We start from the raw sequence: 26,970 nt of genomic DNA, 5'->3' as shown, positions 1-26,970 counted from the left end.
GAGGGAAGTTGCAATGGATCGACGCTGGCAAGCAAAGTGGATAATTGACCCGCTTTTTAAGAACTTAAAGCCGCTTGATGTTTATGGTAAAGAGCATGACGTAATAAACAATACAGCACATCGAAAGGATTTAACTAATATCCATACGCAATTTAGAAAAAGTTTTCAACTGTTACAAACGCCACTAGCAGCTAAGTTATATATTACAGCGGATGACTATTATAAGCTTTATGTCAATGGTCATTTTATTGGGCAAGGTCCAGCACAAAGCAATTATTATCACTATTTTTATAATGAATATGACATTGCACCGTATTTGCAGCAGGGAGCTAATGTAATAGCCGTACATGTCTATTATCACGGGCTTATTAGTCGCTCCTACAGCAGTGGCGATCATCGACAAGGAATGATTGCTGAGCTGCTAATAGATGGCGAGCATCTGCTAGGTTCAGATAGAAGCTGGAAATGTTCCCGTGCTGCTGAATATCAAGCTGGACCAATCATTGGCTATAATACGCAGTTCTGCGAATATATTGACAGCAGATTGGCGAAAAAGGGCTGGCGCACAAATGAGTTGGATGATTCAGATTGGTTCTTTGCATGGGAGCTGCTATCAGATGATCATCGTCTGATGCAACAGCCAACCTCTGCTCTTTCTATTTACAGAGTAAAACCTAAGCAAATTACTGCAATTAAAGGCGGCTTTCAGCTTGATTTTGGCAGTGAGCTAACTGGACAATTTACTATGAAAGCAAACGGCAAAGCTGGACAAGAGGTGATCATCCGCTGTGGTGAGGAACTCCTCCCTAATGAGCGTGTACGTTATGATATGCGTTGCAATTGCATTTATGAGGATCGTTGGATACTTTCCGGTACAGAGGATGAGCTTGAACTATACGATTATAAAGCGTTTCGCTATGTTGAAGTGTTAACTGACGCACTTGACTCTCTTAATCTCGATAGCTTTGCAGTCATTGTGCGACACTACCCGCTTGATGAACAAGCTTGTCAATTTCATTCCGCAAACGAGCTGCTAAATAAAATTTGGCATATATGTAAAAATGGTATTAAGTATGGCACGCAGGAGAATTATGTCGATTGCCCATCCCGAGAAAAGGGACAATATCTTGGCGACAATACAATTATTACGCATGCTCATGCTTATGTATCAGGAGATTTGACAATGTATCGCAAAGCGTTGCAGGACTTTGCGCTAATGTCAGCGCGTGTTTGTCCCGGCTTAATGGCTGTTGCTCCAGGGCATGTTATGCAGGAGATTGCCGATTTTTCCTTGCAATATCCAATGCAACTGCTGCAATATTATCGACTAAGCGGTGATCGTCAATTTCTCACAGAAATGTACCCTGTCGCTGAAGGAATAATGGACTATTTTAGCTCCTACTGCCGCAGTGATGGCTTGCTGGAGTCAGTTAATGAAAAGTGGAACTTAGTAGATTGGCCAGAAAATTTACGAGATGGCTATGATTTTGAGCTAAAAAGAACAGGTCTTGAAGGCTGTCATAATGTTATTAATGCGTTTTATTATGGCGCGTTAAAAACGATGCTTGAGATTGCAGAGGAACTCGATTATCCAGCAGCTGTATATCGCAAGCAGTTAGAGCAAGTGTATGATTCGTTCAACAGAGTTTTTTATGATGCAAAGCGCAAGCTTTTTATCGATGCAGAAGGCTCGCAACATGCCTCTCTCCACAGTAATGTGCTGCCGCTTTTATTCCAATGTTGTCCTAAAGAGGCTGTTTCAGAAATCGTCAAACTCATTTCTGAAAAACGACTAAGCTGCGGCGTATATATGTCATATTTTGTGCTTAAGTCGCTAGCTGCGGCAAAGCAATATGATTTACTTTATGAGTTGATTATAAGCGAGGACTTGCATTCATGGAGTACGATGGTTAAAGAAGGAGCGACAACATGCTTTGAAGCATGGTCAAAGGAGCTGAAATGGAATACAAGCTTATGCCATCCGTGGGCAAGTGCTCCAATTCCAATATTGATTGAAGAGCTATGCGGTATTAAGCCTGCTGCACCTGGTTGGTCACAGGTTAGCTTTAGCCCGCATATTCCATCCTCATTAACGAACTTAACGTTAAGCTTTAGAACCGTTGCTGGTGAAATTTCCTTTGTGCATAAGAATGGAGTAAGTAAGCTATATGTGCCTGACCATGTAACGATTCTTTAAGCAAATGCTACAGCAGCTTAACAAAGCTATTATAACTTTTGAAACAATGGGAAACAAAAATAGGAGCATATAAAAAGGTGCTGAACCTTAACTGGTAGTGTAATTACACCAATTAAGGATGCAGCACCTTATTTATGAACTAATTGATCGTAAAGTAAAAGCTTTACGAATTAGTCAAGTGATACAAGCCAGCCAAATGGATCCTCAAGTTTACCTTTTTGGATACCAGTAATCGTATCATAAATTTTAGCAGACAGCTCACCAGTTTTTCCACCGTTAATGACGAATTTTTCATTTTTGTAACTTAATTCACCAATTGGCGAAATAACTGCAGCTGTACCTGTTCCGAAAGCTTCTTCAAGTGTTCCGTTTCTATGAGCTTCAATCAATTCATCAATAGAAACACGACGTTCCTCTACAGGAAGATTCCAATGTCTTAGCAATGTAAGCACAGAGTTACGAGTAATACCGTCAAGAATACTGCCGTTAAGCATTGGAGTTACTACAACGCCATTAATTTTGAAGAACACATTCATGCTTCCGACTTCTTCGATATATTTGCGATGAACACCATCAAGCCACAATACTTGAGAATATCCACGATGTTTTGCTTCTTCTTGCGCATTTAGACCAGCAGCATAGTTACCTGCTGTTTTAGCTTCACCAACGCCGCCAGCTACCGCACGTACGAAATGATCTTCAACATGAATTTTAACTGGGTTAACACCTTCAGCATAGTATGCACCAACAGGCGACATAATAATCATAAACAAATATGACAATGAAGGATTTACACCAAGTTGTGCTTCAGTTGCAATAATGAATGGACGGATATATAAGCTAGTGCCTTCGGCAGAAGGAACCCAATCACGGTCAACATTCAATAGTTCAATTAATCCTTTATAAGCTAGTTCCTCATCAATAGCAGGAATGCTTAGACGAGCGTTTGATTTGTTCAAGCGCTCAAAATTTTTCTTAGGACGGAAAAGTTTAATTCCATCTTTTGTACGATATGCCTTCATTCCTTCAAATACAGTTTGTCCATAGTGGAATACTTTAGCAGCTGGATCTAAAGAAATATTTTGATAAGGCACGACGCGAGGTGAATGCCAGCCTTTACCTTCATTGTATTCAAGAATAAACATATGATCTGTATAATAGTGGCCGAAACCAAGATTACTTTCATCTGGTTTTGGTTTCAACTGTGTTGAACGCTCGATTGAAATTTGCTGTACCATTGAGACGACTCTCCCTTGAAATAATTATTCATATTTGAATCATACCATGCTTTGACGTATATTTATAATATCTATTAGATTTTATATCTATACCTTTTAAATATGGAAATTCCGAAAGGAAGCGTTATCATGGATATGCGACACCTAAAATATTTTTTAATGATTGCACGTGAAGGTCAAATTACGCGTGCTGCCAAATTATTAAATATGGAGCAGCCGCCGCTTAGCCGTCAGCTAAAACAGCTTGAAGAAGAGCTGGGCGTTAAGCTTTTCGATCGCCATGGTAAAGGGCTTAAGCTGACTGATGCTGGTAAACATTTAAAGCAAAAGGCAGAATCCCTATTTTCTCAGTTTAATGAAACGATTGAGGAAATGAAGGAGCTTGAGCAAGGGGTTCGTGGCGTGCTATCAATAGGTGCTGTGTTTTCCTGTAGCTCCCTTGTGCCGGAAGCAATTGAACAATATCGTAAAAAATATCCACAGGTCACCTATAAAATATTGGAAGGTGATCATTATTATTTAGGAGAGCAGCTTGAGAAGCATGCAATTGATCTAGTTATTGCCAGACTTCCGTTTGAAGCGCTGACTGAGCCAAAGCAGCTAACAATTTTGCCTTTGCCCTCTGATCCATTTGTTGTAATCGTGCCGACAATTTGGGAGCATTATCGTAACAAGACGAGCTTTTCCCTCACTGAGCTTATTGACACCCCGCTGCTTACGTTAAAAACAGATCAAACGACTCATATGCATGAGCAAGTGATCGCAGCCTGCAATAAAAAAGGATTTGAACCAAAAGTCGTATGTGAATGTTCTTCAGTCGCATTAATGTTAGCTCTTATTGCACAAGGAATGGGAGTAGCGCTTCTCCCCCGCTCTGTGATGAACGCATTTATAGAACCTCGTGTTAAGCTCATTCCATTGGCAGAGACCGAGCTATCCTCTGCGATTGGTTTGATTTGGCTTAAGGAGCATTATCTGCCAAAACGTGCGCAATATTTTATTGATATATTGAAGCAAATCTATTCAGCATAAATAATGGATAAGCTCATTTGGACAAGCTGTTGAATAATGAGCATATTGTGCAAGCATTAGCTCATATAATGAGTTGCTACTATGCTTAGTTGGGGGATGTTGATGTGACTCAGCTTGTCATAAATTGCTCTGCACCGAATTATTTTGTTGTTTTTGTTCATCTTAAATGGTTAAGCCGATACGTCATGCTTGATTTCATTAGCGGACTTGCATTTTTCGCTTTGGGAAGAATGACGTTTAATAGCGATATTTTATGTCTGCTATGCAACATTGTTGGAACTCAGATGCTTCACTATGTTCTGCCGACTCCTGCTTCTTCGTAATCCCCGTTAAAAAGCATCAGGTTTAAAATGCATCCGCAAGAGCTTACTTTTCCGAAGCATTGAACAGCCTAAGCTTCAAAGATTAGCTTTCGTATGCTGAAAAGCATAACCCACCAGGCTTCTTGCGAAGGACAATAAGCTCTGGAGAACGTAGCGGAGCGATATATCTACAGTGGAGGAAAAATAAGCTCTGAAGAACGCAGTGGGACGCCTTTAAACCTGATGCTTTCAATTTATTATTGATAAGAAGCATCAGGTTTAAAAAGCGTCCGCAAGAGCTTACTTTCCGTAGCATTAAAAGCCAAAATATCGCTTCGCATTAAAGTAGCAAATATTTTGCACAAGCTTGCCAAGATGATCGATGTCATTCGGCAATTCGCCTTGTTCAACCCAGGTGCCGATTAGATTACATAAAATTCGGCGAAAATACTCATGACGTGTAAAGCTTAAGAAGCTTCTAGAATCTGTAAGCATGCCAACAAATTGTCCCAGCAAGCCAAAATTAGCTAAGCATTCAAGCTGAGTAATCATTCCTTTTTTCGTATCGTTAAACCACCATGCTGAGCCAAGCTGCATTTTTCCCGCTACGCCGCCGCCTTGATAGCATCCAATTAACGCTGCCAATATATCATTATCGTTTGCATTTAATGAGTAAACGATCGTTTTCGGCAGTGCTCCTTCCTGCTCCAATGAATCAAGTAGGCCTTTAAGTGGCGCAGCTACGGGAGCATCATTAATAGCATCATAGCCATGGTCTGCTCCTTGCAATGCAAACATTTTCGTATTGTTGTTGCGTGTTGGGTTCATATGAAGTTGCATCGCCCAGCCATGCTTAGCATATAGCTTTGCCATATATAAAAAGGTATAGGTTTTATACTGTTGCTCTTCACTTAAGCTAATAGCTTCTCCTTTTAGCTTACGTTCAAAAATTTGAGCGGCCTGCTCCTTCGTCGCCTGACAGAATGGCACATAATCCATTCCATGATCGGACACTTTACAGCCAACTTCATTAAAATAAGAAATGCGCTCTGCCAATGCTTGCAAAAGATTTTCGTAGCTTGACAGCTGATAGCCAACTACTTGCTCTAGCTGCGCAAGCCATTCGACAAAGCCAGCTTTATTAATTTCAAGTGCCTTATCAGGACGGAACGAAGGCAATACTTTAACATCAAAATCTTCTAGCTCTTTTATCTTTTTATGAAAATCTAGTGAATCAATCGGATCATCGGTTGTACAAATCACTTTTACGTTCGACTTCGTTATGAAGTCACGTGCACGATATTCGCCTGACTGTAATTTCGCATTAACCTTCTCCCAAATTACCTTTGCATTAGCCTCATTTATAAGCTCGTGAACAGCAAAATATCTTTGCAATTCCAAATGCGACCAATGGTATAGCGGATTGCCAATCGCTTGAGGAATTGCTTGAGCATATGCGAGAAAGCGATCATAATCACTTACTCCAGCTCCTCCAGTGACCAGACTTTCCTCTGCTCCATTCGCACGCATAATACGCCACTTATAATGATCTCCTGCAAGCCAAGCTTCTGTTAAATTGTTAAAGCTTTTATTTTCATAGATCTCCTGTGGACTAAGATGGCAATGATAATCAATGATTGGCATCTCTTTTGCATAATTGTGATACAACGTAATGGCTGTAACATTTTGCAGTAAAAAATGCTCATCTAAAAATTTCTTCAAACTCGTCACTCCTATTTTTTAATAGCTTGAAGTACTGTTGCTTGCTGCTGTGCCAGCAATGTCAACTCAGCCACATTGAAAATATGCTCTTGCGTCATTGCATTTTCCGTATCATGAATCGTGTCTAAAATAAGCTGACCAAAATACGGGTAGCCAGTTAATCCAGATGCTTGAATATGATGTTCCTTCTCGCCATTAACATAGAAAACATGGTCTGCCCCTTCATCAGAACCGATATTGATATATTTACGCAGCTCGATATAGCCATCTGTACCAAGCAATAATGTTCTTCCATCTCCCCAAGTACGCAAGCCATCTGGTGTAAACCAGTCAACACGCACATAGCCGGTTACTCCATTTTCGCCGCGCAGATGAACTTCACCATAGTCCTCTAGCTCTGGATAAGCCGGATTATTTAAATTACCAACAGCACTGCTAATAATTTGCGCTTTAGAGTTTCCTGAAAAAAATAGAAACTGCTCAATTTGATGACTTGCAATATCAGCAATAATTCCGCCATATGCTTCTTTACGGAAAAACCAATCTGGACGAGAGTTCGCATTTAAACGATGTGGTCCTAATCCGATCATTTGCACGAGCTGACCAATTGCGCCCTGCTTAAGTAATTGCTCGGCATACACTGCACTTTCAACATGTAAGCGCTCACTATAATAAACAGCATATTTACGTTTTGTTTGCGCATACACTTCTTTAACTCGTTGTAGCTGTTCTAATGTTGTAAATGGACCTTTATCTGTGAAGTAATGCTTGCCAGCTTGCATTACTTTAATTCCAAGGTCGGCACGCAAATTTGGAATGGCTGCTGCCGCAACAAGTTGAATGTCAGCATCATTTAATATTTGCTCTAAGCTAGATGCAACCTCAACCTGTGGATAAGTTTTTTGAAATTGTGCAACTTTTGCTGGGTCAGGATCGTATACCCATTTTAAAGTCGCTCCTGCTTCAATTAACCCATTGGACATGCCATAAATATGACCATGATCCAATGCTACTGCTGCAAAGCAATACTCACCAGGTTTTACCACTGGAGACGGTTTACCAGTCGGTGCATAATTCATTCCATCATTTTTTTTGAACATCTCTATAGCTACCTCCCATAGTTTAGAAGCAAGTTTTTTTGATTCCAATGCTACTTTTGCTTTCTTGTACCTTATCATATCATTAAGCTTCTAACTCTCACTTCGCTATAATTAATGGTTTCATTACGTCATTTAACCGAGATTGGTGTATACTATACTCATATGTTTATATCCGATTAGGAGGGATTCGGTTGAGTTTATTCGTTACTGAACCATTTACAGTCAAATATGCTACAGATGTTCCGAATCTTTTACCATATCATACTCATTATCATTATGAAATTTATTACTTCCATGAAGGTCAAGTAAGCTATTTAATTAATGATCGAATTTATAAGCTTGCTCCCGGTGATTTGATATTAATGCATGGAATGACATTACATAAAGCAATGATAGAACGAAATGATGTGTATAAACGTACCATTGTGCATTTCGATCCTGCTTATGTAAAAAAGCATATTCAGCCAAGCTTCACCGAAAATTTATTGCTCCCTTTTACAGAGCTAAAAAATGTGCACCTCTCGTTACAGGGAGATGCACGTGAAGAATGTGAAGCACTGCTGCACAAACTAGACAAGCTTATGCTAATAAAAAATGAAAACGCTTATGCTTATCAAAAAAGTCATATCGTGCTGCTAGAACTATTACTGTTTATTTATGAGCAATGTCAGCAGCCAATGCAAAGTCGCCATCATAGTACAACAACGCAAGAGACTCATACCCAAAACATTATTACGTATATCGAGCAGCATTATACTGAAGACATCACTTTAGATCAATTGCAAAATCATCTTCATCTTAATAAATACTATTTAAGTAAAACATTTAAAGAGGTTACAGGAACTACGATCTTTCAATATTTGCTAGAACGTCGTATTTATGCTGCCAAGCTGCTACTCGTAGATAGCCAAGATAGTATTACAGACATATGTATGGAAGTAGGCTTCAAGCATCTTGCTCACTTCTCTCGTTGCTTTAAACAAGCTACAGGCATGACAGCAGAGCAATATCGACGACTGCATCAAGTGCAGTAAGCATTATATCCTAACTCTTTTAAACAATGTAATAAATTACAATATTTTCTATTTTAATTCCTTGCAAACTATAAACTATGATTTTACCTGCGCTTTGCAGCGTGTGGAATAGACTGCTCTCATTTGTAGTTGCTGAACATGATTTTTTGCTAGCAATCTCTGCTCTTATAGCATCGCATTTTATTGACCGAGCACTCTATTCCTACGCTGAAAGTTAGATTGTTACCTAATTAAAATGATATGAATTATACTATATAGTCCTTATGTAATGGTAACTGTATATCAATCAGTGTGCCTTCGCCTGGTTTACTTGTAATATGCATGGTACCCTTGTGCTCTTCAATAATACGCGAGCTGACCATTAGTCCTAAGCCAGTCCCTTTTTCCTTTGTTGTTAAAAATGGCTCGCCAATTCGCTTTTGAACATATTCAGGCATGCCTTCTCCTTCATCAGCTATTTTTACATGCAGCATTCGTTCCTGTGGATCAAAGCGAATATTAATTGTCACTTTACCTCCTTTTTGCATCGCTTCAATTGCATTTTTTATTACATTAATAAACACTTGCTTTAATTGATTTTCATTACAATAGAGACTCGGTAAATTTTCCTCAGCTTGAAAAACAATTTCCACACCATGTAAATTTGCTTGTGTGTCCAGTATAGATAACACGCTTGTAACAATTTTCTCAATGTCGTTAAATTGGAAGGAATTATAATGAGGCTTGGCTAGCGTCATGAACTCGTTAACAATAAGATTAATGCGATCAATTTCATTAGCCATGATGTCAAAATAGTAGCTGTGCTCTGTATATTTGTTGCGCAATAATTGAGTGAAACCTTTAAGAGCAGTAAGAGGGTTACGAATTTCATGTGCTACGCCAGCAGCCAATTGTCCAATTACCGAAAGCTTTTCTTGACGAACGAGCCGCTCTTCATCTTGGCGTCGTTCTGTTAAATCACGAATAACAGTTAAAATAGCTGTTCTTCCCATATAGTTTTCTATCTTTACACTGGAATGCTCTATTTCAATAACGCTATCATTTATTATCATTTGCTGTTTACGAAACGGAGTTGCTTCTTCTAGCAATAGCGCATTTTGAAAATCTTGAATAACATCGGTACGATTTTGTGAGTCAAAATAATCTAAAAAGGACTGCTCGGAAAGTCCGCTAATATGTCGTTTACCAAGAAATTCAAGACCATTGCGATTAGCAAATACAATACTATAATCAACAGTTATGTATATAGGCTCGGGAATTGTCATTAACATCCTTTGATACATTTTAGCATTACGGATCAATTCCCTCTCTTTATCATATTTTATTGTAACATCCTGTACTGTAGATAAATAATAAATGGTTCCATGATGATTAATTGGTGTGCTTTTGCCTTCTAAATAAACGATTGAGCAATTTTTATGCTTCCCGTTCCAACGAAAAATTTGATTTTTCGTTACTTCATTATCTCTAATAACACCAAATGGACGTGGTAGCAGCCAATCCTCTTCCTCAATTAAGTTCTCAACTGGTTGTCCTACAATTTCTTCAACCGTATAGCCTAGTAATTGAGCAAAATATGAATTGGCGTAAATGAAAACGTTCTCATGAATAACGAAAACACCAGCCACCATATGATCCATCAGTGTTGAGTAGAAATTTGTCTGCTCCTTCACCAATGACTCAAACATTAAATAACGATTTGACTGCTCATAAACTTGGTTATAGGCATAAGAATATTGATGTAAGGAAGCAGGCCTTAACAATGGCACTTCGTTATTTGGTTGAGATTTATAATACGGTAGTTGCATTTAAAAATCACCCCTTTTTTATTCTTATCATATATATATATTTGTCATTAAATAGAAAAAACCTTTCGAATTTTTTAAATTTCGAAAGGTTTTTTAAATATTTTTTTACAATTTTTTTAGCTTTTAACCTTGCAGCAACAATTGTTCCGGATCCTCTAAAAGTTCTTTAACGGTAACTAGGAAACGGACTGCCTCTGCTCCATCAACGATACGATGGTCGTAGGAAAGAGCAATATACATCATAGGGCGATTTTCCATACGCTCCTCATCAATCGCTACAGGACGAATTTGGATTTTATGCATACCTAAAATACCAACTTGAGGTGTATTCAATATTGGAGTAGATAGCAATGAACCAAATACACCGCCATTTGTAATCGTAAAGCTGCCGCCTTGTAGCTCTTCAAGCGTTAATGTATTGGAACGAGCTTTTTTAGCCAGCTCAGCAATATTGCGCTCAATTTCTGCAAAGCTTAAACGATCAGCATCTCGAACAACTGGTACAACAAGTCCTTCTTTAGCTGCTACTGCAATACCAATATCATAGAATTTTTTAATAACAATATCTTCACCATCAATTTCTGCATTTAGCAATGGGAACTGCTTTAATGCACCAACGACAGCTTTTGTAAAGAATGACATGAAACCCAGATTAACTTCATTTTTCTCAAAGAATTCATTTTTGCGACGTTTGCGAATATCAAGAATCGCAGTCATATCAACTTCGTTAAACGTTGTAAGCATCGCAGCAGTATGCTGTGCTTCAACTAAACGTTTAGCAATTGTTGCTCTGCGACGAGACATGCGCTTGCGCTCAACTGGTTTGGCATAACCAGCCGATGTTACGGTTGATGCAGCTGCTACTGGAGGCGCTGCTGGCGCAACTGGCGCTGGTTGAGAAGTGTGAGAACGCACATTCTCAGGATAAATACGACCGATTGCATCGGTAGATTGAACTTTACTTAAATCAATTCCTTGCTCTCTTGCTAGCTTACGAGCAGCAGGAGATGCAGTAACTGCTGAGCCGCTTACTGCAGCAGGCGTAGCTGCTGGTGCAGTTGCCTGCACAGGCGCTGCTGCTTGCTGAGCAGCTGGAGTTTCAACCGGAGCTGCATCAGCAGTTGGTGCAACTGGCGCAGAAGCACCTTCAGATATGGAGCCAATTGCTTCGCCGACATAAACAACGTCTCCATCTTTTTTATCAATTGATGCTACTACACCACTGCTTTCAGCACTAATCTCAATATTAACTTTGTCAGTTTCTAGTTCAAGAAGTACATCACCTTGAGTAACACTATCTCCAACTTTAACAAACCATTTTGTAATCGTTCCTTCTGAAATAGATTCCCCTAATTCTGGTACAATGATTTCTGCCACGAGTAGCTACCCCCTAACAATATTCGATTCGAATGGCTGTCCATTTAATGTTGATGTAATGATTTCCTGTTGCTCTCTTGCATGAACATCTTGATGACCACTTGCAGTACTTGCACGTTCTTGACGGCCAATATAATTAACCTTAACATGACTTGGTACCAGTGCGCGAATTTTTGGCTCCATATAGAACCATGAACCCATATTTCTTGGTTCTTCTTGCACCCATACCACTTCTTCAAGGTTCGGGAATAGCTTAATCAAGCGTTCAACTTCTGTTTGCGGGAATGGATAAAGCTGCTCAATGCGAGCGATACGCATCCATTCAAAATCTGAAGGTGAACTTGAAGACATCGCTTCCTCAATATCAACCATCACTTTACCAGTTCCAAGTACTAAACGTTTTACTTTTTCACGCTGCGACTTAGCTTCAGTTAGGCTAAACTGTGGAAGCACTGGTTTGAAGGAGCCTTCGCTAAACTCAAATCCGTGTGATGCTACACGCGGATTACGAATCAAGCTCTTCGGTGCCATTAAGATTAGCGGACGAACACTTTCACTGCCAAGCATTTTCGCTTGCTTACGCAGCAAATGGAAATAGTTCGCAGCGCTTGTTAAATTAGCAACTGTCCAGTTGTTCTCTGCTGACAGCTGTAAATAACGCTCTAAGCGAGCACTTGAATGCTCAGGACCTTGACCTTCGTAGCCGTGCGGCAATAGAACAACAATGCCTGATTTTTGTCTCCATTTTGCACGACCTGAACTAATAAACTGGTCAAACATTACTTGTGCAACGTTGGCGAAGTCACCGTATTGCGCTTCCCAAATAACTAAGGTTTCAGGAGCAAAAACGTTGTAGCCATATTCGAAACCAAGTACAGCCGTTTCAGACAATGGACTGTTATGCACAGCAAAGGATGCCTTTGCTTGTGGAATATAGTGTAGTGGTGAAAACTTTTGGCCTGTTATATGGTCATTTAACACAATATGACGGTGTGAGAATGTACCACGCTCAGAATCCTGTCCGCTCATACGTATTGGTGTACCATCAGACAGAATTGTTGCAAATGCTAAAGCTTCTGCATGTGCCCAATCCACTTTTTCTCCATCATTAAGGCTTATCGCTCTACGTTGTAATATACGTTGCAGCTTGCTGTATTCAGTAAAGCCCTCTGGGCGATTCAATAATTCCAAATTAATTTCACGAAGTTGCTCAAGTGGGACAGCAGTTTTCACATCTTCAGGTACGATTACTCCGTCGGATTTGTCCACTTTTTGGCTTTTGCCTTTGTTATCCGCTTGAGCCTTCATATTCGTATAAGCATTTTGCAATGTAGTCGCAATTTTGTTGCGAATATTTTCAACTTGTTCTTTAGTCAACTTATTTTGCTCAATAAGCTGATTTGCGTAAATGGTAGCAACGGTTGGATGATTGCGAATTAATTTGTACATTAACGGTTGTGTACCTTCTGGATCATCCATCTCATTGTGACCGAAACGGCGGTAACCGATAAGGTCAATAACAAAGCCTTTATTAAAACGTAAACGATATTCGCATGCCAATCTGACCGCAGCAAGACAAGCCTCAGGATCATCCGCATTAACATGCACAATCGGAAGATCGAAGCCTTTCGCTAGATCACTTGCATAATAAGTGGAGCGAGAATCATTACTATTTGTTGTAAAGCCAAGACGGTTGTTTGCAATAATATGAATTGTTCCACCATTGCGATAACCATCCAAATTATTGAAGTTAAGCGTTTCCGCAACTATGCCCTCACCAATAAACGCAGCATCACCATGTATACAAATGGTAACTGCAGCATGAAGATCTTGCTTAGGATAGCCGCGCTCTGAGCGATCCTCTTGGGCAGCACGTGTATAGCCTTCTACAATTGAATTAACAAACTCAAGATGTGAAGGGTTATTTGCTAGTGTAATGTTAGCACGAACTGTTTCACCTTCACGAACGGCGCGATCGGCACCAAGATGGTATTTTACGTCCCCTGTCCAACCAAAGTTAACAGTTTTTGCGCTTTCAAGAGCTTTGTTAGGGGCATGATAGAATTCTGCAAAAATTTGTTCATAAGGTTTTCCTAATACATGAGCAAGTACATTTAGGCGGCCACGATGTGCCATCCCCATTAAAATGTGATTTGCTCCATCATGTGCAACTGCTTTAACGATTTCGTCCAATACAGGCACAAGCATATCTAGCCCTTCAATAGAGAAGCGCTTTTGTCCAACAAATGTTTTATGAAGGAATTGCTCAAACATTTCTACTTGAAGCAAACGCTCAAGTAAAGCTTCTTTTTCACGATCAGATAGCGGAGCTGGGAAAGAACCTGATTCTGCTTGTCTAAATAACCATTCACGCTCTTGTTCATCATGGATATGAGTAAACTCATATGCAGCAGAACGAGCGTAAATTTCGCGCAAGCGAAGAATTGCTTCCCATCCGTTAGAAATATCTGATGGGGCATTATTCCAGATCAAGGACGCAGGAATAGCCTCCAAATCTTGCTTCGTCAAGCCAAATGTTTTAGGCTCTAACAATTTGGTATCAGCTACAGGGCTTAAGTTAAGAGGATTAATATCTGCTCCAAGATGTCCGTAGCGACGGATATTTAGCATTAGTTGGTGTGCAGCTACTACCTTTTGAATCATATTATTGTCTAGTTGAATATTAGCATTTGCCAAGGAAGCATGTGCTCCTGAAGCTGAACTTGCTGTAACTGAAGACTCACCAGTCACTAAATCGCTTGGTGGTTCACCATAGCGAACAAACAATTCACGTACGGAAGGTTCTACTAGATTTGGGTCTTGTAAGTAAAGCTCATATTGCTCTAGGACATATCCATAGTTTGGCCCGTAGTAGCTCTTCCAAGGAGAAGAATTTCGCTCATCATGGATGCTCATTGCAGTATATTCCACCCTCTCTATACTTTTAGCTAATTGATCTTTCCTTCATGTCATTACTCATTTTGTTATAGAAAAGCTAACGATAGACTTAGCTGTCGTAGCTTTCCTATATTCTAGTACATTAATGAAAAGGCTTCAATAGCTCATTTAGCATCGGTTTCATCGAAATCGCGTATTAATTGTCTAACAATTCATATAATCTATAGTTTATTTTAGTTTATTGATCATTTTCGGCAATTAACTCATATATGCTTCTTGTCATAACGCCAGTTGCACCTTTAGGTTCCCATCTTCGTGAGCTATTTACATATGCAGTACCGGCAATATCTAAATGTACCCAAGGTTTATTTTCTACGAAATGACCAAGAAATAATCCAGCAGTAATCGAACCAGCATGTCGTCCACCACTATTTTTCAAATCAGCAACATCGCTGGAGATTAACTTTTTGTATTCAGCATATGCAGGAAGTTGCCATATCCGTTCTCCGCTTTTCTCCGAAGCAGCAAGCAATTTTCTCATCAATTGATCATTATTTGTGATTGCACCCGTTGCTTCTGTACCTAATGCCACTAAAACTGCTCCGGTCAATGTTGCAACATCGATAAGCTTGGTAGCACCACGTTTAATTGCAGTAGTTATGCCATCGGCTAGAACTAATCGTCCTTCTGCATCAGTATTCACAACCTCTACAGTATGCCCACTCATCGTTGTAATAATATCACCTGGCTTTAATGCACGCTCAGAAGGCATATTTTCTGCTGTAGGAATAACTGCAATAACATTTGCTTTGACTTTCATCGAGGCAATCAAATGAATCGCTCCAAGTACAGCCGCTGCTCCACCCATATCGGAAATCATTTCATCCATATTGGCTGCCGGTTTTAACGAAATACCACCTGTATCAAACGTAATCCCTTTACCGATAAGTCCCCATTTCTCTTGTGAATCAGCATCACCTTCATAATGGATAACGATCATGCGCGGCGGATTGACACTTCCTTGTCCTACACCAAGCAAGCCTCCCATCCCTTCTTCAGCGCAGCTCCATTCATCTAGCACCTCAATATCAAGATTTAGCTTATGTGCAATTTCTTCTGCATAAAACGCTAGACGTTCAGGGGTTAAATCATTACCTGGCATATTCGTTAAATCACGTGCTAAATTTACACTTTCTACAATATGTTCAACTTCCTCTACAGCTTGCTCAAAGCGAATAACCTGTTGCTGCTGCTTGTCATTAAGTACAAACGTAATAGTAGTTAATTGAACTACTTCTTGAGCTTCCTTTTTATTCGTTGGGCGTACATAGAGAGCAAGTTTTAGACCTTCAAGCATGGCTTTCACAGCTTGGCGAATTCCTATCTCTTGTATAATATTTGCTATTGCTGGTGAACTTATGTCTATTGCTAGTGTTGTAAGCTTCATACTTTTTACTTTATTTGCCGCTAAAGCAAAAGCCTCACGCAATTGATATGCTGAATCCTCTACAACAACGACAATAACATTTCGTTGTGGCAGTAAGCCAAGCGTTGCAATTGCAACTGTGCTGCCGCTCTTATTGTTGAAAGTTTTGTTGTTAAGCAAAAGTTTAAGTTGCTCATCAATTTGTGGATGTAGTAAATCTTCTCCATTTTTCAAAGCTTCAAGCTCAGCTACAGTAACAGGCAGCAGCAATCCATCTTTTTCTCCTGCAGCATTGTTAAAGTTATAATTAGTCATCTGCTCTCCTCCTTAAACTTGTTCCTGTTCCATTGATCTTACGATATATATTATAAGTACATTCCATTATAGTAGTATGTATCGTTCTATTTATGCCCAATTATGTACCGTTCTCATGCAAAAAACTACAAATAAGAAAAGACTGCTTCTCGAAAAATAACTGCTTTTCGAGAAACAGCCTTTGCACTTTAAGACAATTAAACTTTTAGATTTGCTTGACCTGGTTTCCAGTTGATTGGGCAAAGTCCACCAGTTTGAAGTGCTTGAAGTACACGAAGTGTTTCGTCTACGCTACGTCCAACATTGTTGTGGTTAACAACTTGATATTGAATTTCGCCTTCTGGGTTAATAATGAATAGACCGCGAAGCGCAACGCCTTCTTCTTCAATTAATACACCATAGTCTTTTGCAACGCTCTTAGTAATATCAGAAGCTAGTGGGAAGTTAAGTTTACCAAGACCATTGTTTTCTGTTGGTGTATTGATCCATGCACGATGAGTATGGATACTGTCAATAGAAACACCAAGAACTTCAGTGTTAAGTGCTTTAAATTGGTCAGCAACTAAGCTAAGTGCTGTAATTTCAGTTGGACATACAAATGTAAAATCTAGTGGGTAGAAGAACAATACTAGCCATTTACCTTTGTAATCTGAAAGTGAAACTTTTCCAAAACCAGAACCATCACCTAGTGCTGTTTCCATAGTAAACTCAGGTGCTTTACGACCTACCAAACGATCTGCCATTATTAAATCCTCCTCTTATCCAATTGGTTTAATATCTCTCTGTTGATAAATGTTATCATTCTAATATTTAAGTGTCAAGATTATAGAGAATATTTATTGATAATAATTATAAATATTCTGTGAACAGCATGAATATTATTCCTATTTTAGTTTTATTTTATTCATCCCATGAAAAAAAACAAGCTCCAGCTCGAATGGCGTGAAGCTTGTTTAAGAAATAAAAAGTTGCTTATTTTTTCATAGCCGCAACAATTAGATCTCCCATTTCTGAAGTGCTAACTGCTTTGCTCTTATCTGCTGCAATATCACTTGTACGATGACCAGCATCAAGTACTGCTTTAACTGCATCCTCGATAGATTGAGCTGCATCATGGTAACCGAATGTTAGACGGAACATTAATGCAACGGAAAGAATTGTTGCAATTGGGTTGGCAATGCCTTGACCAGCAATATCTGGCGCAGAGCCGTGTACTGGTTCATACAAGCCAAAGCTGCCTTCACCTAGAGATGCAGAAGATAGCATGCCGATTGAACCTGTTAGCATTGCAGCTTCATCAGATAGGATATCACCAAACATATTTTCAGTAACGATAACGTCAAAGCTTGCAGGACGACGTAGAAGCTGCATTGCGCAGTTATCAACGAGTACATGTTCTAGTTCTACCTCTGGATAATCTTTAGCAACACGAAGCACAACTTCTCTCCATAGACGCGAAGTTTCTAGTACGTTCGCTTTATCTACAGAAGCTAGACGTTTGCTACGAGTCATTGCAATGTCAAATGCTTGACGAACGATACGTTCAACTTCTTTTTCATTGTAAACACAAGTATCAATTGCTTCTTGACCATTCTCAGTATCACGACGAGATTTCTCACCGAAATAAATACCGCCAGTAAGCTCACGAACAACGATTAAATCAGTGCCTTCTAGTACTTCTGGTTTCAAAGTTGAAGCATCTTTCAAACAATCAAACACAGTAGCTGGACGAATGTTAGAGAATAAACCAAGCGCTTTACGAATACCTAGTAGACCAGTTTCAGGACGTAATGCTGCTGGGTTACTATCCCATTTTGGACCACCAACTGCACCTAGCAATACAGCATCAGATGCAAGACATAGATCTAATGTTTCTTGTGGAAGCGGAGTTCCTTTTTCGTCAATGGCAATTCCACCGAACAATGCATGTTCAGTTTCAAATTTATAGCCGAACAATTCCTCAGATTTTTTCATTACTTTTAGCGCTTCAGCTACGACCTCTGGGCCGATACCGTCTCCGCCTAATACTGCGATTTTTTTTACTTCAGACATTATTGACACTCCTTAGCTTGATTAAATTAGCATTAATCTATTAAGCTCATTATACCCTTAAAAGGCATAGGTTGACCAAGATATAAAATCTATTGCCGTTATAGGCATAAACTATAAAGTTATTGATAATTATTCTCAATATATTGTGGATTGTAGGACTGATTAACAAAAACGTCTAGCTAGACGCTGCGACGCATCCTGCTAGACGTTCATTGTTTTCAGATTACATTGACATTGTGATCAATTATTTTTTGATCCAATGCATAAGTTCACGAAGTTGTTTACCAGTTTGCTCGATTTGATGAGCTGCCTCATTGCGACGAGTAGCATTCATCATAGCGAAACCAGATTGATTTTCAAGGATGAAATCACGTGCGAAGCGACCAGATTGGATATCTTCAAGCACACGTTTCATTTCTTTTTTAGTTTCTTCTGTAACGATACGAGGACCAGTTACATAGTCACCATATTCAGCTGTATTAGAGATGGAATCACGCATAGCAGCTAGTCCACCTTCATACATCAAGTCAACGATTAGTTTTAGTTCGTGCAAGCACTCAAAGTATGCCATTTCTGGAGCATAACCAGCTTCAACCAATGTCTCGAAACCTGCTTTAACAAGTGCAGAAGCACCACCGCAAAGTACAGCTTGTTCACCGAACAAGTCAGTTTCAGTTTCTTCTTTAAATGTAGTTTCGATTACACCTGCACGTGTACAACCGATACCTTTTGCATATGCAAGACCAAGAGCTTTTGCATTGCCTGTAGCATCTTGATAAATAGCGATTAGACCAGGAACACCAAAGCCTTCTACGAATGTACGACGAACCATGTGACCAGGAGATTTAGGAGCAACTAGGAATACGTCTTTATCTGCAGATGGTTTAATTTGACCAAAGTGAACGTTGAAACCATGAGAGAACATCAACGCAGCGCCATGTTTAAGGTTTGGTTCAATTTCTTCTTTATATACACGAGCTTGAATCTCGTCTGGAAGAAGAATTTGTACGATATCAGCAACTTTAGTTGCTTCTGCTACTGACAATACTTCAAAACCATCTTTTTTCGCTGCATCAGCAGATTTACCAGGGCGAAGACCAATTACAACTTTAGCGCCGCTGTCGCGAAGGTTTTGTGCTTGCGCATGACCTTGGCTACCATAACCAATAACCGCGATTGTTTTTCCATTTAGTACGCTAAAATCAGCGTCTTTTTCATAGTACAATGTAACTGCCATTTCAATAATTGCCTCCTTTAATATGACCCTTTTGAACGGGTATGTAAGAAAGAGACGTTTCTCCCTCTTACATTCCCGTTCAAAAGGCGTTAGCTTTATTCTATCATGTTTTAGTACAACAAAGAAATGCTAGATTCAAACAAACAAAGATTCGGCGTCAAGTACCCTTCATAGCAACACTTCGTCATCAAACCTAAGTTTTTTGAACTGCCTCTTACTTGATGTTGCCTCTGTTTAACGCTGTAACCCCAGTCCGTGAAATCTCACGAATTCCGTAAGGCTTCAGCAGCTCAATCATAGCATCAATTTTTTCAGTATCACCGACAACTTGTACCATTAAAGAACTTGGCGCGATGTCAACAACTGATGCACGGAATGTATCTACTACACCTAAAATTTCTGGGCGACTTGCAGGCTCCGCTTGAATTTTAATCAATGCAAGCTCGCGAGAAACCATTGGATTTGCACTTAAATCAACAACTTTAATAACATCTATAACTTTATATAGCTGCTTTGTAATTTGCTCTAATGTATGGTCATCGCCAGAAGTGACGATAACCATACGGGATAAGCCAGGTTCTTCCGAAGCCCCAACTGTAATACTTTCAATATTAAATCCACGTCTACCGAACAGTCCAGATACGCGTTGCAGAACGCCAGGCTGATCGTTAACGATTACTGCGATCGTATGCTTTTTCATTCTGCATCCCCCATCATCATTTGGTCAATTGTGCTGCCTTGCGCAACCATTGGATATACATTCTCGTAACGAGCTACCTCGAATTCGACAACAGCAGGACCAGGATGATTCATTGCTTCTTCCCAAACTTTGCGAGCTTCTTCTTTATTTGATGCACGGAAGCCTTTAACACCATAAGCCTCTGCAAGTTTAACAAAATCAGGACTACCCGCAAGGTCGATATGGCTAAAGCGATTTTCATGGATAAGCTCTTGCCATTGACGAACCATACCAAGCACGCGGTTGTTTAGAATAACAACTTTTACTGGAATGTTATTAATTGCACAGATCGCAAGCTCTTGGGCGCACATTTGCATACCGCCGTCACCATTAATTGATACAACAAGTCGATCAGGATTTGCCATCTGAGCACCAATCGCTGAAGGGAAACCAAAGCCCATTGTACCAAGTCCACCAGACGTTACCCAAGAACGAGGTTTATTAAATTTGTAGTACTGTGCTGCCCACATTTGATGTTGACCAACGTCAGTTGTAACAATTGCGTCACCGTTTGTAGTTTCATGAATCATTTCAATAACCCATTGCGGTTTTAGTTCAGTATCAGAATCAACATATTTGAACGGATATTTTTCTTTTGATGCCAACACTTCCGCTCTCCATTCATCTGCTAAATCTGCACGAACTGCAATCGCGTTAGCAGCTTGCAGTGCAGCTTTAACATCTGCAACGATTGGGATGTCAGTTGGTACATTTTTACCGATTTCCGCAGGGTCAATATCTATATGAACAATTTTCGCATGCGGAGCAAAGCCAGCAAGCTTACCTGTTACACGGTCATCAAAGCGCGCACCGATATTAATTAATAGGTCAGCCTTCTGCAGGGATGTATTTGCAGTGTAGGATCCATGCATACCTGGCATTCCTAGCCATAGCGGGTTACCGCTTGGGAAACCGCCTAAGCCAAGAAGCGTAGTTGTTATTGGAATTTGTGTTTTCTCAACAAATTCCAATAGCTCCTCATGAGCACCGGAATAAACAACGCCGCCGCCAGCTAGAATAATCGGACGTTTTGCTTCTTTAATCGCGTTGATCATTTTTTCAACCTGAAGCTTGTTAGGATTAACCGTTGGATTATAGCCACGGATATTCACTTCTGTTACAGGTTTAAACAATGTTTTCGCTGCTGAAACGTCTTTAGGAATATCAATCAATACAGGGCCTTTACGTCCAGTATTAGCGATATGGAACGCTTCATGAATAATGCGAGGCAAATCCTCAACGTTACGTACCAAATAGCTATGTTTTGTTATAGGCATTGTAATACCTACAATATCCGCTTCCTGGAAGGCATCTGTTCCGATCAAAGAACTAATTACGTTACCTGTAATTACTACAAGCGGTACTGAATCCATATATGCAGTTGCAATACCTGTTACAAGGTTTGTTGCTCCTGGACCTGAAGTTGCAATACATACACCTACTTTACCACTTGCGCGAGCATAACCATCCGCAGCGTGAATTGCTCCTTGCTCATGTCTTGTTAACAAATGGTTGAAGTCAGGATTATCATGCATTGCATCATAAATATAAAGTACTGCGCCTCCTGGATAACCAAAGACACACTCTACACCCTCAAGCAGCAGACTACGTAACAAAATTTCTGAGCCTGAAATTACTTCCGGCTTTGAAAACTTCTCAATTAGCTCTGCTCTTGATTTTGATATTACATTAGTTGTTGCCATTAATAATCCTCCTCTCGAAAAACAAAAAAGTCTTTCGTCTCTGAAACTCCTACATAGAGTTCAGGGACGAAAGACTGTATCTTCCGTGGTACCACCCAAATTCGTTATTTACCTCACGATAAATAACCTTAACAGGTTCAACAAGCATGTCAATATTTCAAATTAATGCATTTAAAATAACGATGCTTATTACACCTTAGCACTTTAACGCTTGCCTTGCGATTTTCCTTAATAAGTGTAAACCGTTCAGGAAAATGGCTCCGAGGTGACTCGTATAAAGGGATTCTGGTGTTGGTTTCAGCTACTCCAACACTCTCTGAGCAGTAGAGCCCAAAATACTTCTCCTCTTCAATGCCGATTATCAATATTCACTGAGTATTCACTACTATGCAGTGAGTTTCTTTTTCATTATTATATGCTCATTAGCTCCATACGTCAACTGCAAACTGTATGTGATTATAGTTTATCTTTTTTGAAGCTCAATTATTCATCCCGCTTTACGCTACCCTCGTATTAATATGCGTAACTGTTATAACGTTTTTTGCGTCGATGATGTCTTCGATGGTGACGATGCTTGCAGCCGCACGGACGATTACATGGAGCTCCGCAGCACGGTTTATAACAACCGCCACCGCCTCCCCAACCCCAGAAGGCGATTAAGCCGACAAATACGATACCTACCAGGAATAATCCAATAATCCAATTACTTGTTACAGCTTTACCTTTTTTACGTTGCAATGGCTTAATATAAACACGTTGATTATCAACAGCAACGAGCTTCCCTTTTACAACCGTTCCGTCTGCTTGCTTAACTTGAATGTAGCGACCCACATATTTCTTTAGCGCTTGTTTATTGATTGCTTTCAATTACACTCGCACCTCCTTTAAGATATATAACAGTCTATGTACTCACTGTCGGACAGGAGTGTATGATTGTCCTACAGGACAAAAAAAGGGCGGTGCATTTCGCAACTTAGGAAATATAATATAGAATGGGATTTTTATTAAGCAGCAGGTAAGATTTATAAAATAAAAGGCGCCTCCTGAAATGAATTGCTTTGCTCTGTTGAGCTTAGCTTTCATTTCGGAAGCGCCTTTCTATTTCTAAAAAACGTAATGCTGCAAACAATTACGCACTAAGTTTTTCTTTAGCAACTGCAGCAAGTGCATTGAAAGATGCAATATCATTTACTGCAAGATCAGCAAGCATTTTACGGTTAACTTCGATACCAGCAAGTTTCAAGCCATGCATGAATTTGCTGTAAGAAAGTCCGTTAATACGAGCTGCTGCATTGATACGAACGATCCAAAGTTTGCGGAAATCGCGTTTTTTCTGACGACGGTCGCGGTAAGCGTACATTAGAGACTTACCAACTTGCTCCTTCGCAGTTTTAAATAAACGGTGTTTGGAACCGAAATAGCCTTTAGCTAGTTTAAGAATTCTTTTACGACGACGTGCGCGGACAAATCCGCCCTTAACTCTTGCCATGTTTATAAACCTCCTGTAGGTATAATGAATTTCGTTACTTCAGTTACGTTACAATTACTTGATATTACCAAGTTGCTGTTGAATACGACGAACGTCACCAGCAGCCATCAATGGTTGGCCAGCAAGTACACGTTTTTGGCGTCCAGACTTGTGAGAAAGCAAGTGATTTCTGTAAGCTTTATAACGTTTCACTTTACCAGTTCCAGTAATTTTAAAGCGGTCTTTAAGACTGCTATGAGTTTTCATTTTAGGCATTGTAGTATCCTCCTTAAATTGTGGTCTAACAGCTTAGCTGTTGTTGTTTTTTGGTGCCAAAATCATAATCATGCTCCGGCCTTCAAGCTTAGGAGCGCGCTCAACATTGCATATTTCGGCAACCTCAGATGACAAACGTTCAAGAATTTTCAGCCCGATGTCAGCATGAGTAATTTCACGACCACGGAAACGAACAGAAGCTTTTACTTTGTCTCCATCTTTTAAGAATTTGACAACGTTGCGGTATTTCGTTTGATAGTCATGTTCCTCAATATTTGCACGGAACCATACTTCCTTAACATCAACAACCTTTTGGTTTTTGCGAGCCTCTTTTTCTTTCTTTTGTTGCTCATAACGGAATTTACCATAGTCCATAATACGACATACTGGCGGTTTTGCCGTAGGAGCAATATTTACAAGATCAAGATTCATTTCGTTTGCTAGTTGTAACGCCTCGCGAAGCGGTTTAATACCGATTTGTTCGCCATCTGGTCCAACTAGACGAACCTCTCTTGCACGAATGTCTTCATTAATTTGATGTTCTCTGCTAATATGTTACACCCCCAAAATTGATATAAATAAAAATGCGGGTTCCTAAGAACCCGCATCGTCATAAACGTAATGTATCCATAAAAACATATATAAAGTATATGTTTTGCTATGCATTACATCATCGCAAACCAGTCAGCTAATGCCGATCAGGTGAGAAGCGGGCGCTTCTACTTCAGCAATGTAATATTCACACCTTAGTTACTTTATCATACCAGCTTACATGTTGTCAACCTTAGTCCAAAACTATTTACTGCGAACTTCCTCAATTCGTACAACACGAGAATGCTCTGTATGACTCCAAACTTTGTTGTTTTGTGTAAAGAAAGCATAAACCGTAATCGGCCACCACGAAATTAAAAAGATCGGCATGCTTAGCAAGTAAGCAAACATTTTCCAAGATTTAACCTTTTCAACCATCATTGCTAATGGGAAAGGCAGAACCGAGCAAGCAATAATGATTGCGACAAGCCATGCTGGCATCGTACTATAAATCGATATAATCACATCATCTGCAGGTACAATCAAATCTATCCATAAAACCAACGTTAATAAGAAACCAATAAACGTGTTATAAACAGAGATGGAATACACTGCAGAATCAATTTTAGTCAAATTCCGCTCCTTAATTCCTGCCCAAAGCAGCGGGAAGAAATAATTACGGGCAACATTAAAGTGTCCTTGCATCCAACGCAGACGTTGTCTTGCGGAAGCCTTGAATGTTACTGGTTTTTCATCATAAACTTTTGCCTCATAGTTAAGAACCGGGTACACATTGCGTTGTACGCAGCGCATTGAAAACTCTAAATCCTCGACAAGGCTAGTAGCGCCCCAACCCATCTCTTTAAGCAAATTGGCATCAAAGCACATTCCTGTACCGCCAAGGAAATTACTCATTTTTAGATTTGTGCGTGAGAGCTGCCATAGACGATTACAATACCAATACGTAATCGCATAAGATGCAGTTACCCATGAATCATCTGGGTTTTTCGTATCCAAATATCCTTGAATGACTTGATGTCCCGCACATAGATCATCGTTCATCAAGCTTAAAAAATCTTCATTTACCAAGTTATCAGCGTCAAACATCACTACCGCATCGTACTGGCGCGGCATTGCCCAAAGCTCTTTAAGCATCCACTCAATTGCGTAACCTTTACCACGTTGCTTGTTGTTGTGACGCTCACATGCATAAACCCCATGCTGACGAGCGATATCTGCTGTCGCATCTGTACAGTTGTCACATATAACAAAAATGTCGTAAAGCTCTTTTGGGTAGTCCATTGCTTTTAAGTTTTCTATAAGTGCCCCGACTACCTTTTCTTCATTGTGTGCTGCAACAAGTACAGCAAACGATTTTTGTGGCTTTTGCTTCGGTCTTGATTTATGTTTTTTAAACCCGAACAGCGAAAGCACAAACTGGTACAGCGCAATAATTGCCAGGAAAATCTGGACAATAAGAAATGACACTGTAAAAATCATAATGCTTAGCCCCCTTAACACAACATACTTCTGTTTGGTGAAGCAACTGTGATTCGGTTTTTCATTCTCTTTCTTTTCCAAACAATCGAACCGCAGTTTCTAATTGTGCACTCTAAGATTAGCTTTTGTCAAAGTGAGAATAAGGGCATAAACTCTCGCATAAAGCAAGAAAAACGCTTGCATTAGTTATGCACATAGCATTTACTGGGATTAGCTTGCATTATGCTTATATTTCTCGATGTCAGCGACAATAAACTTCCTTAGATTAATGTTAGCTTTACCATAAATAAACGATTATATTACCCACTTACCCGCTTTAAGTGGTATAGTATTCAATATACGTAAAAATTTTTTTAGAATTTTGAGGTTATCAGCATAATGTGGATACCTGCGGAAGGATGTCATACATGGAAAAATGGATTAATCGGCTTAGATTCCATGAAGAGCGCTTACTAATATGGTTAAATCGTCGTTTGAATCATAAATTAACATATCGTTTTCTACATCGGTGGCTTAGTCTTATCACTCATCTGGGAGGAGCTACATTTACAATTTGCTGCTCACTGTTAATCGCAATTGCGGGACGTAATGAAATATCAATGGTAGGCTGGAAATGCTTAACGGCACTAGCTGTTAGTCATCTTCCTGTCGCATTGTTAAAAAATAAATTTAAACGGCTGCGCCCATATCAAGCGCTACCAAATGTTAATACTGGCTTAAAGCCGCTCGCTGATCCGTCCTTCCCATCAGGACATACAACAGCGATTTTTGCACTAGTTACGCCAATTCTGTTAAATGCTTCGTTGTTTCCGTTAATTTTAATTCCTATTGTACTGTTCATTGCCATTTCAGTTGGATGGTCAAGAATGTATTTAGGATTACATTATCCCTCTGATGTATTAGTTGGCTTTTTAATCGGGACAACGACCGCAATCCTTGTTCAATATTTTTGGCATACTCCTGCCGGCAGCGGGTTAACTTAACATTAAAACAAGCTAGCGATTCACCCCTTTCA

The 26,970-nt window shown here is 39.7% G+C and carries 22 protein-coding genes and 2 other annotated features; of the genes, 5 read left to right on the top strand and 17 right to left on the bottom strand.

What is annotated here, in order from left to right:
• Positions 1–13 precede the first annotated feature (13 nt).
• Positions 14–2,197, top strand: coding sequence for a family 78 glycoside hydrolase catalytic domain (locus AC2TDL_RS15685; RefSeq protein ID WP_484697007.1), 2,184 nt, complete (start codon positions 14–16; stop codon positions 2,195–2,197).
• A gap of 170 nt (positions 2,198–2,367) precedes the next feature.
• Here the strand turns inward: AC2TDL_RS15685 and AC2TDL_RS15680 are convergent, their stop codons facing one another.
• Positions 2,368–3,435, bottom strand: coding sequence for a branched-chain amino acid aminotransferase (locus AC2TDL_RS15680; RefSeq protein ID WP_484697006.1), 1,068 nt, complete (start codon positions 3,433–3,435; stop codon positions 2,368–2,370).
• A gap of 129 nt (positions 3,436–3,564) precedes the next feature.
• Here AC2TDL_RS15680 and AC2TDL_RS15675 point away from each other — a divergent pair, with 129 nt between their 5' ends.
• The gene (locus AC2TDL_RS15675) at positions 3,565–4,467 is read left to right on the top strand and encodes a LysR family transcriptional regulator (protein ID WP_484697005.1); all 903 of its coding nucleotides are present in this window, start codon (positions 3,565–3,567) and stop codon (positions 4,465–4,467) included.
• Between the two features lie 104 nt (positions 4,468–4,571).
• The gene (locus AC2TDL_RS15670) at positions 4,572–4,790 is read left to right on the top strand and encodes a hypothetical protein (protein WP_484697004.1); all 219 of its coding nucleotides are present in this window, start codon (positions 4,572–4,574) and stop codon (positions 4,788–4,790) included.
• A 294-nt stretch (positions 4,791–5,084) separates the two neighbouring features.
• Here AC2TDL_RS15670 and uxaC read toward each other — a convergent pair whose 3' ends face one another.
• Complete coding sequence (gene uxaC, locus AC2TDL_RS15665) at positions 5,085–6,491, bottom strand: glucuronate isomerase (protein WP_484697003.1); 1,407 nt, start codon at positions 6,489–6,491, stop codon at positions 5,085–5,087.
• 11 nt (positions 6,492–6,502) lie between these two features.
• On the bottom strand, positions 6,503–7,591 hold the full coding sequence (locus AC2TDL_RS15660; RefSeq protein ID WP_484697002.1) for a Gfo/Idh/MocA family protein: 1,089 nt from the start codon (positions 7,589–7,591) through the stop codon (positions 6,503–6,505).
• Positions 7,592–7,782: 191 nt separating this feature from the next.
• On the opposite strand from AC2TDL_RS15660, the gene AC2TDL_RS15655 reads away from it, so the two are divergent.
• A complete protein-coding gene (locus tag AC2TDL_RS15655; protein ID WP_484697001.1) occupies positions 7,783–8,625 on the top strand; it encodes a helix-turn-helix transcriptional regulator in 843 nt (280 codons plus the stop codon).
• A gap of 245 nt (positions 8,626–8,870) precedes the next feature.
• Here the strand turns inward: AC2TDL_RS15655 and AC2TDL_RS15650 are convergent, their stop codons facing one another.
• From AC2TDL_RS15650 to AC2TDL_RS15585, 14 genes are all read right to left on the bottom strand, one after another.
• A complete protein-coding gene (locus AC2TDL_RS15650; protein ID WP_484697000.1) occupies positions 8,871–10,433 on the bottom strand; it encodes an ATP-binding protein in 1,563 nt (520 codons plus the stop codon).
• A gap of 123 nt (positions 10,434–10,556) precedes the next feature.
• The gene (gene odhB, locus AC2TDL_RS15645; RefSeq protein WP_484696999.1) at positions 10,557–11,810 is read right to left on the bottom strand and encodes a 2-oxoglutarate dehydrogenase complex dihydrolipoyllysine-residue succinyltransferase; all 1,254 of its coding nucleotides are present in this window, start codon (positions 11,808–11,810) and stop codon (positions 10,557–10,559) included.
• A gap of 6 nt (positions 11,811–11,816) precedes the next feature.
• A complete protein-coding gene (locus tag AC2TDL_RS15640; RefSeq protein ID WP_484696998.1) occupies positions 11,817–14,726 on the bottom strand; it encodes a 2-oxoglutarate dehydrogenase E1 component in 2,910 nt (969 codons plus the stop codon).
• Between the two features lie 220 nt (positions 14,727–14,946).
• Positions 14,947–16,449 (bottom strand): leucyl aminopeptidase, encoded by a 1,503-nt coding sequence (locus AC2TDL_RS15635; RefSeq protein WP_484696997.1) that lies wholly within the window; start codon positions 16,447–16,449, stop codon positions 14,947–14,949.
• Between the two features lie 197 nt (positions 16,450–16,646).
• Positions 16,647–17,192: a peroxiredoxin gene (locus tag AC2TDL_RS15630; protein WP_484696996.1), complete on the bottom strand. Its 546-nt coding sequence runs from the start codon at positions 17,190–17,192 to the stop codon at positions 16,647–16,649.
• 229 nt (positions 17,193–17,421) lie between these two features.
• Positions 17,422–18,501, bottom strand: coding sequence for a 3-isopropylmalate dehydrogenase (leuB, locus tag AC2TDL_RS15625; RefSeq protein ID WP_484696995.1), 1,080 nt, complete (start codon positions 18,499–18,501; stop codon positions 17,422–17,424).
• A 244-nt stretch (positions 18,502–18,745) separates the two neighbouring features.
• Positions 18,746–19,738, bottom strand: coding sequence for a ketol-acid reductoisomerase (gene ilvC / locus AC2TDL_RS15620; RefSeq protein ID WP_484696994.1), 993 nt, complete (start codon positions 19,736–19,738; stop codon positions 18,746–18,748).
• Between the two features lie 214 nt (positions 19,739–19,952).
• Positions 19,953–20,438: an acetolactate synthase small subunit gene (gene ilvN, locus AC2TDL_RS15615; protein ID WP_484696993.1), complete on the bottom strand. Its 486-nt coding sequence runs from the start codon at positions 20,436–20,438 to the stop codon at positions 19,953–19,955.
• Positions 20,435–22,180: a biosynthetic-type acetolactate synthase large subunit gene (gene ilvB / locus AC2TDL_RS15610; RefSeq protein WP_484696992.1), complete on the bottom strand. Its 1,746-nt coding sequence runs from the start codon at positions 22,178–22,180 to the stop codon at positions 20,435–20,437. The genes ilvN and ilvB overlap by 4 nt, the downstream gene beginning before the upstream one ends.
• A gap of 59 nt (positions 22,181–22,239) precedes the next feature.
• Positions 22,240–22,541 (bottom strand) — a binding site (T-box leader).
• Positions 22,542–22,693: 152 nt separating this feature from the next.
• Positions 22,694–23,047: a hypothetical protein gene (locus AC2TDL_RS15605; RefSeq protein ID WP_484696991.1), complete on the bottom strand. Its 354-nt coding sequence runs from the start codon at positions 23,045–23,047 to the stop codon at positions 22,694–22,696.
• Between the two features lie 262 nt (positions 23,048–23,309).
• Complete coding sequence (rplT, locus tag AC2TDL_RS15600) at positions 23,310–23,669, bottom strand: 50S ribosomal protein L20 (protein ID WP_484696990.1); 360 nt, start codon at positions 23,667–23,669, stop codon at positions 23,310–23,312.
• Between the two features lie 54 nt (positions 23,670–23,723).
• Positions 23,724–23,924, bottom strand: coding sequence for a 50S ribosomal protein L35 (gene rpmI, locus AC2TDL_RS15595; RefSeq protein ID WP_484696989.1), 201 nt, complete (start codon positions 23,922–23,924; stop codon positions 23,724–23,726).
• Positions 23,925–23,957: 33 nt separating this feature from the next.
• The gene (gene infC, locus AC2TDL_RS15590; protein ID WP_484701221.1) at positions 23,958–24,458 is read right to left on the bottom strand and encodes a translation initiation factor IF-3; all 501 of its coding nucleotides are present in this window, start codon (positions 24,456–24,458) and stop codon (positions 23,958–23,960) included.
• Between the two features lie 38 nt (positions 24,459–24,496).
• Positions 24,497–24,655 (bottom strand) — a sequence feature (ribosomal protein L20 leader region).
• A gap of 64 nt (positions 24,656–24,719) precedes the next feature.
• The gene (locus AC2TDL_RS15585) at positions 24,720–25,955 is read right to left on the bottom strand and encodes a glycosyltransferase family 2 protein (protein ID WP_484696988.1); all 1,236 of its coding nucleotides are present in this window, start codon (positions 25,953–25,955) and stop codon (positions 24,720–24,722) included.
• A gap of 407 nt (positions 25,956–26,362) precedes the next feature.
• Here AC2TDL_RS15585 and AC2TDL_RS15580 point away from each other — a divergent pair, with 407 nt between their 5' ends.
• Positions 26,363–26,938 carry a phosphatase PAP2 family protein gene (locus tag AC2TDL_RS15580; protein ID WP_484696987.1) on the top strand — a complete coding sequence of 192 codons (576 nt, stop codon included), beginning with the start codon at positions 26,363–26,365 and terminating at the stop codon, positions 26,936–26,938.
• Positions 26,939–26,970 lie beyond the last annotated feature (32 nt).

The organism is Paenibacillus sp. plas6, assembly GCF_057221655.1.
Note: the sequence above shows the minus strand (reverse complement) of the source record. Positions and strands in the feature narration are given on the sequence as shown.

Excerpts from the sequence above, each read along its gene's own strand:
- AC2TDL_RS15685 (WP_484697007.1), top strand. The coding sequence starts at position 14 with ATGGATCGACGCTGGCAAGCAAAGTGGATAATTGACCCGCTTTTTAAG.
- AC2TDL_RS15680 (WP_484697006.1), bottom strand. The coding sequence starts at position 3,435 with ATGGTACAGCAAATTTCAATCGAGCGTTCAACACAGTTGAAACCAAAA.
- AC2TDL_RS15675 (WP_484697005.1), top strand. The coding sequence starts at position 3,565 with ATGGATATGCGACACCTAAAATATTTTTTAATGATTGCACGTGAAGGT.
- AC2TDL_RS15660 (WP_484697002.1), bottom strand. The coding sequence starts at position 7,591 with ATGTTCAAAAAAAATGATGGAATGAATTATGCACCGACTGGTAAACCG.
- AC2TDL_RS15650 (WP_484697000.1), bottom strand. The coding sequence starts at position 10,433 with ATGCAACTACCGTATTATAAATCTCAACCAAATAACGAAGTGCCATTG.
- AC2TDL_RS15640 (WP_484696998.1), bottom strand. The coding sequence starts at position 14,726 with ATGAGCATCCATGATGAGCGAAATTCTTCTCCTTGGAAGAGCTACTAC.
- AC2TDL_RS15635 (WP_484696997.1), bottom strand. The coding sequence starts at position 16,449 with ATGACTAATTATAACTTTAACAATGCTGCAGGAGAAAAAGATGGATTG.
- AC2TDL_RS15630 (WP_484696996.1), bottom strand. The coding sequence starts at position 17,192 with ATGGCAGATCGTTTGGTAGGTCGTAAAGCACCTGAGTTTACTATGGAA.
- leuB (WP_484696995.1), bottom strand. The coding sequence starts at position 18,501 with ATGTCTGAAGTAAAAAAAATCGCAGTATTAGGCGGAGACGGTATCGGC.
- ilvC (WP_484696994.1), bottom strand. The coding sequence starts at position 19,738 with ATGGCAGTTACATTGTACTATGAAAAAGACGCTGATTTTAGCGTACTA.
- ilvN (WP_484696993.1), bottom strand. The coding sequence starts at position 20,438 with ATGAAAAAGCATACGATCGCAGTAATCGTTAACGATCAGCCTGGCGTT.
- ilvB (WP_484696992.1), bottom strand. The coding sequence starts at position 22,180 with ATGGCAACAACTAATGTAATATCAAAATCAAGAGCAGAGCTAATTGAG.
- rplT (WP_484696990.1), bottom strand. The coding sequence starts at position 23,669 with ATGGCAAGAGTTAAGGGCGGATTTGTCCGCGCACGTCGTCGTAAAAGA.
- rpmI (WP_484696989.1), bottom strand. The coding sequence starts at position 23,924 with ATGCCTAAAATGAAAACTCATAGCAGTCTTAAAGACCGCTTTAAAATT.
- AC2TDL_RS15585 (WP_484696988.1), bottom strand. The coding sequence starts at position 25,955 with ATGATTTTTACAGTGTCATTTCTTATTGTCCAGATTTTCCTGGCAATT.
- AC2TDL_RS15580 (WP_484696987.1), top strand. The coding sequence starts at position 26,363 with ATGGAAAAATGGATTAATCGGCTTAGATTCCATGAAGAGCGCTTACTA.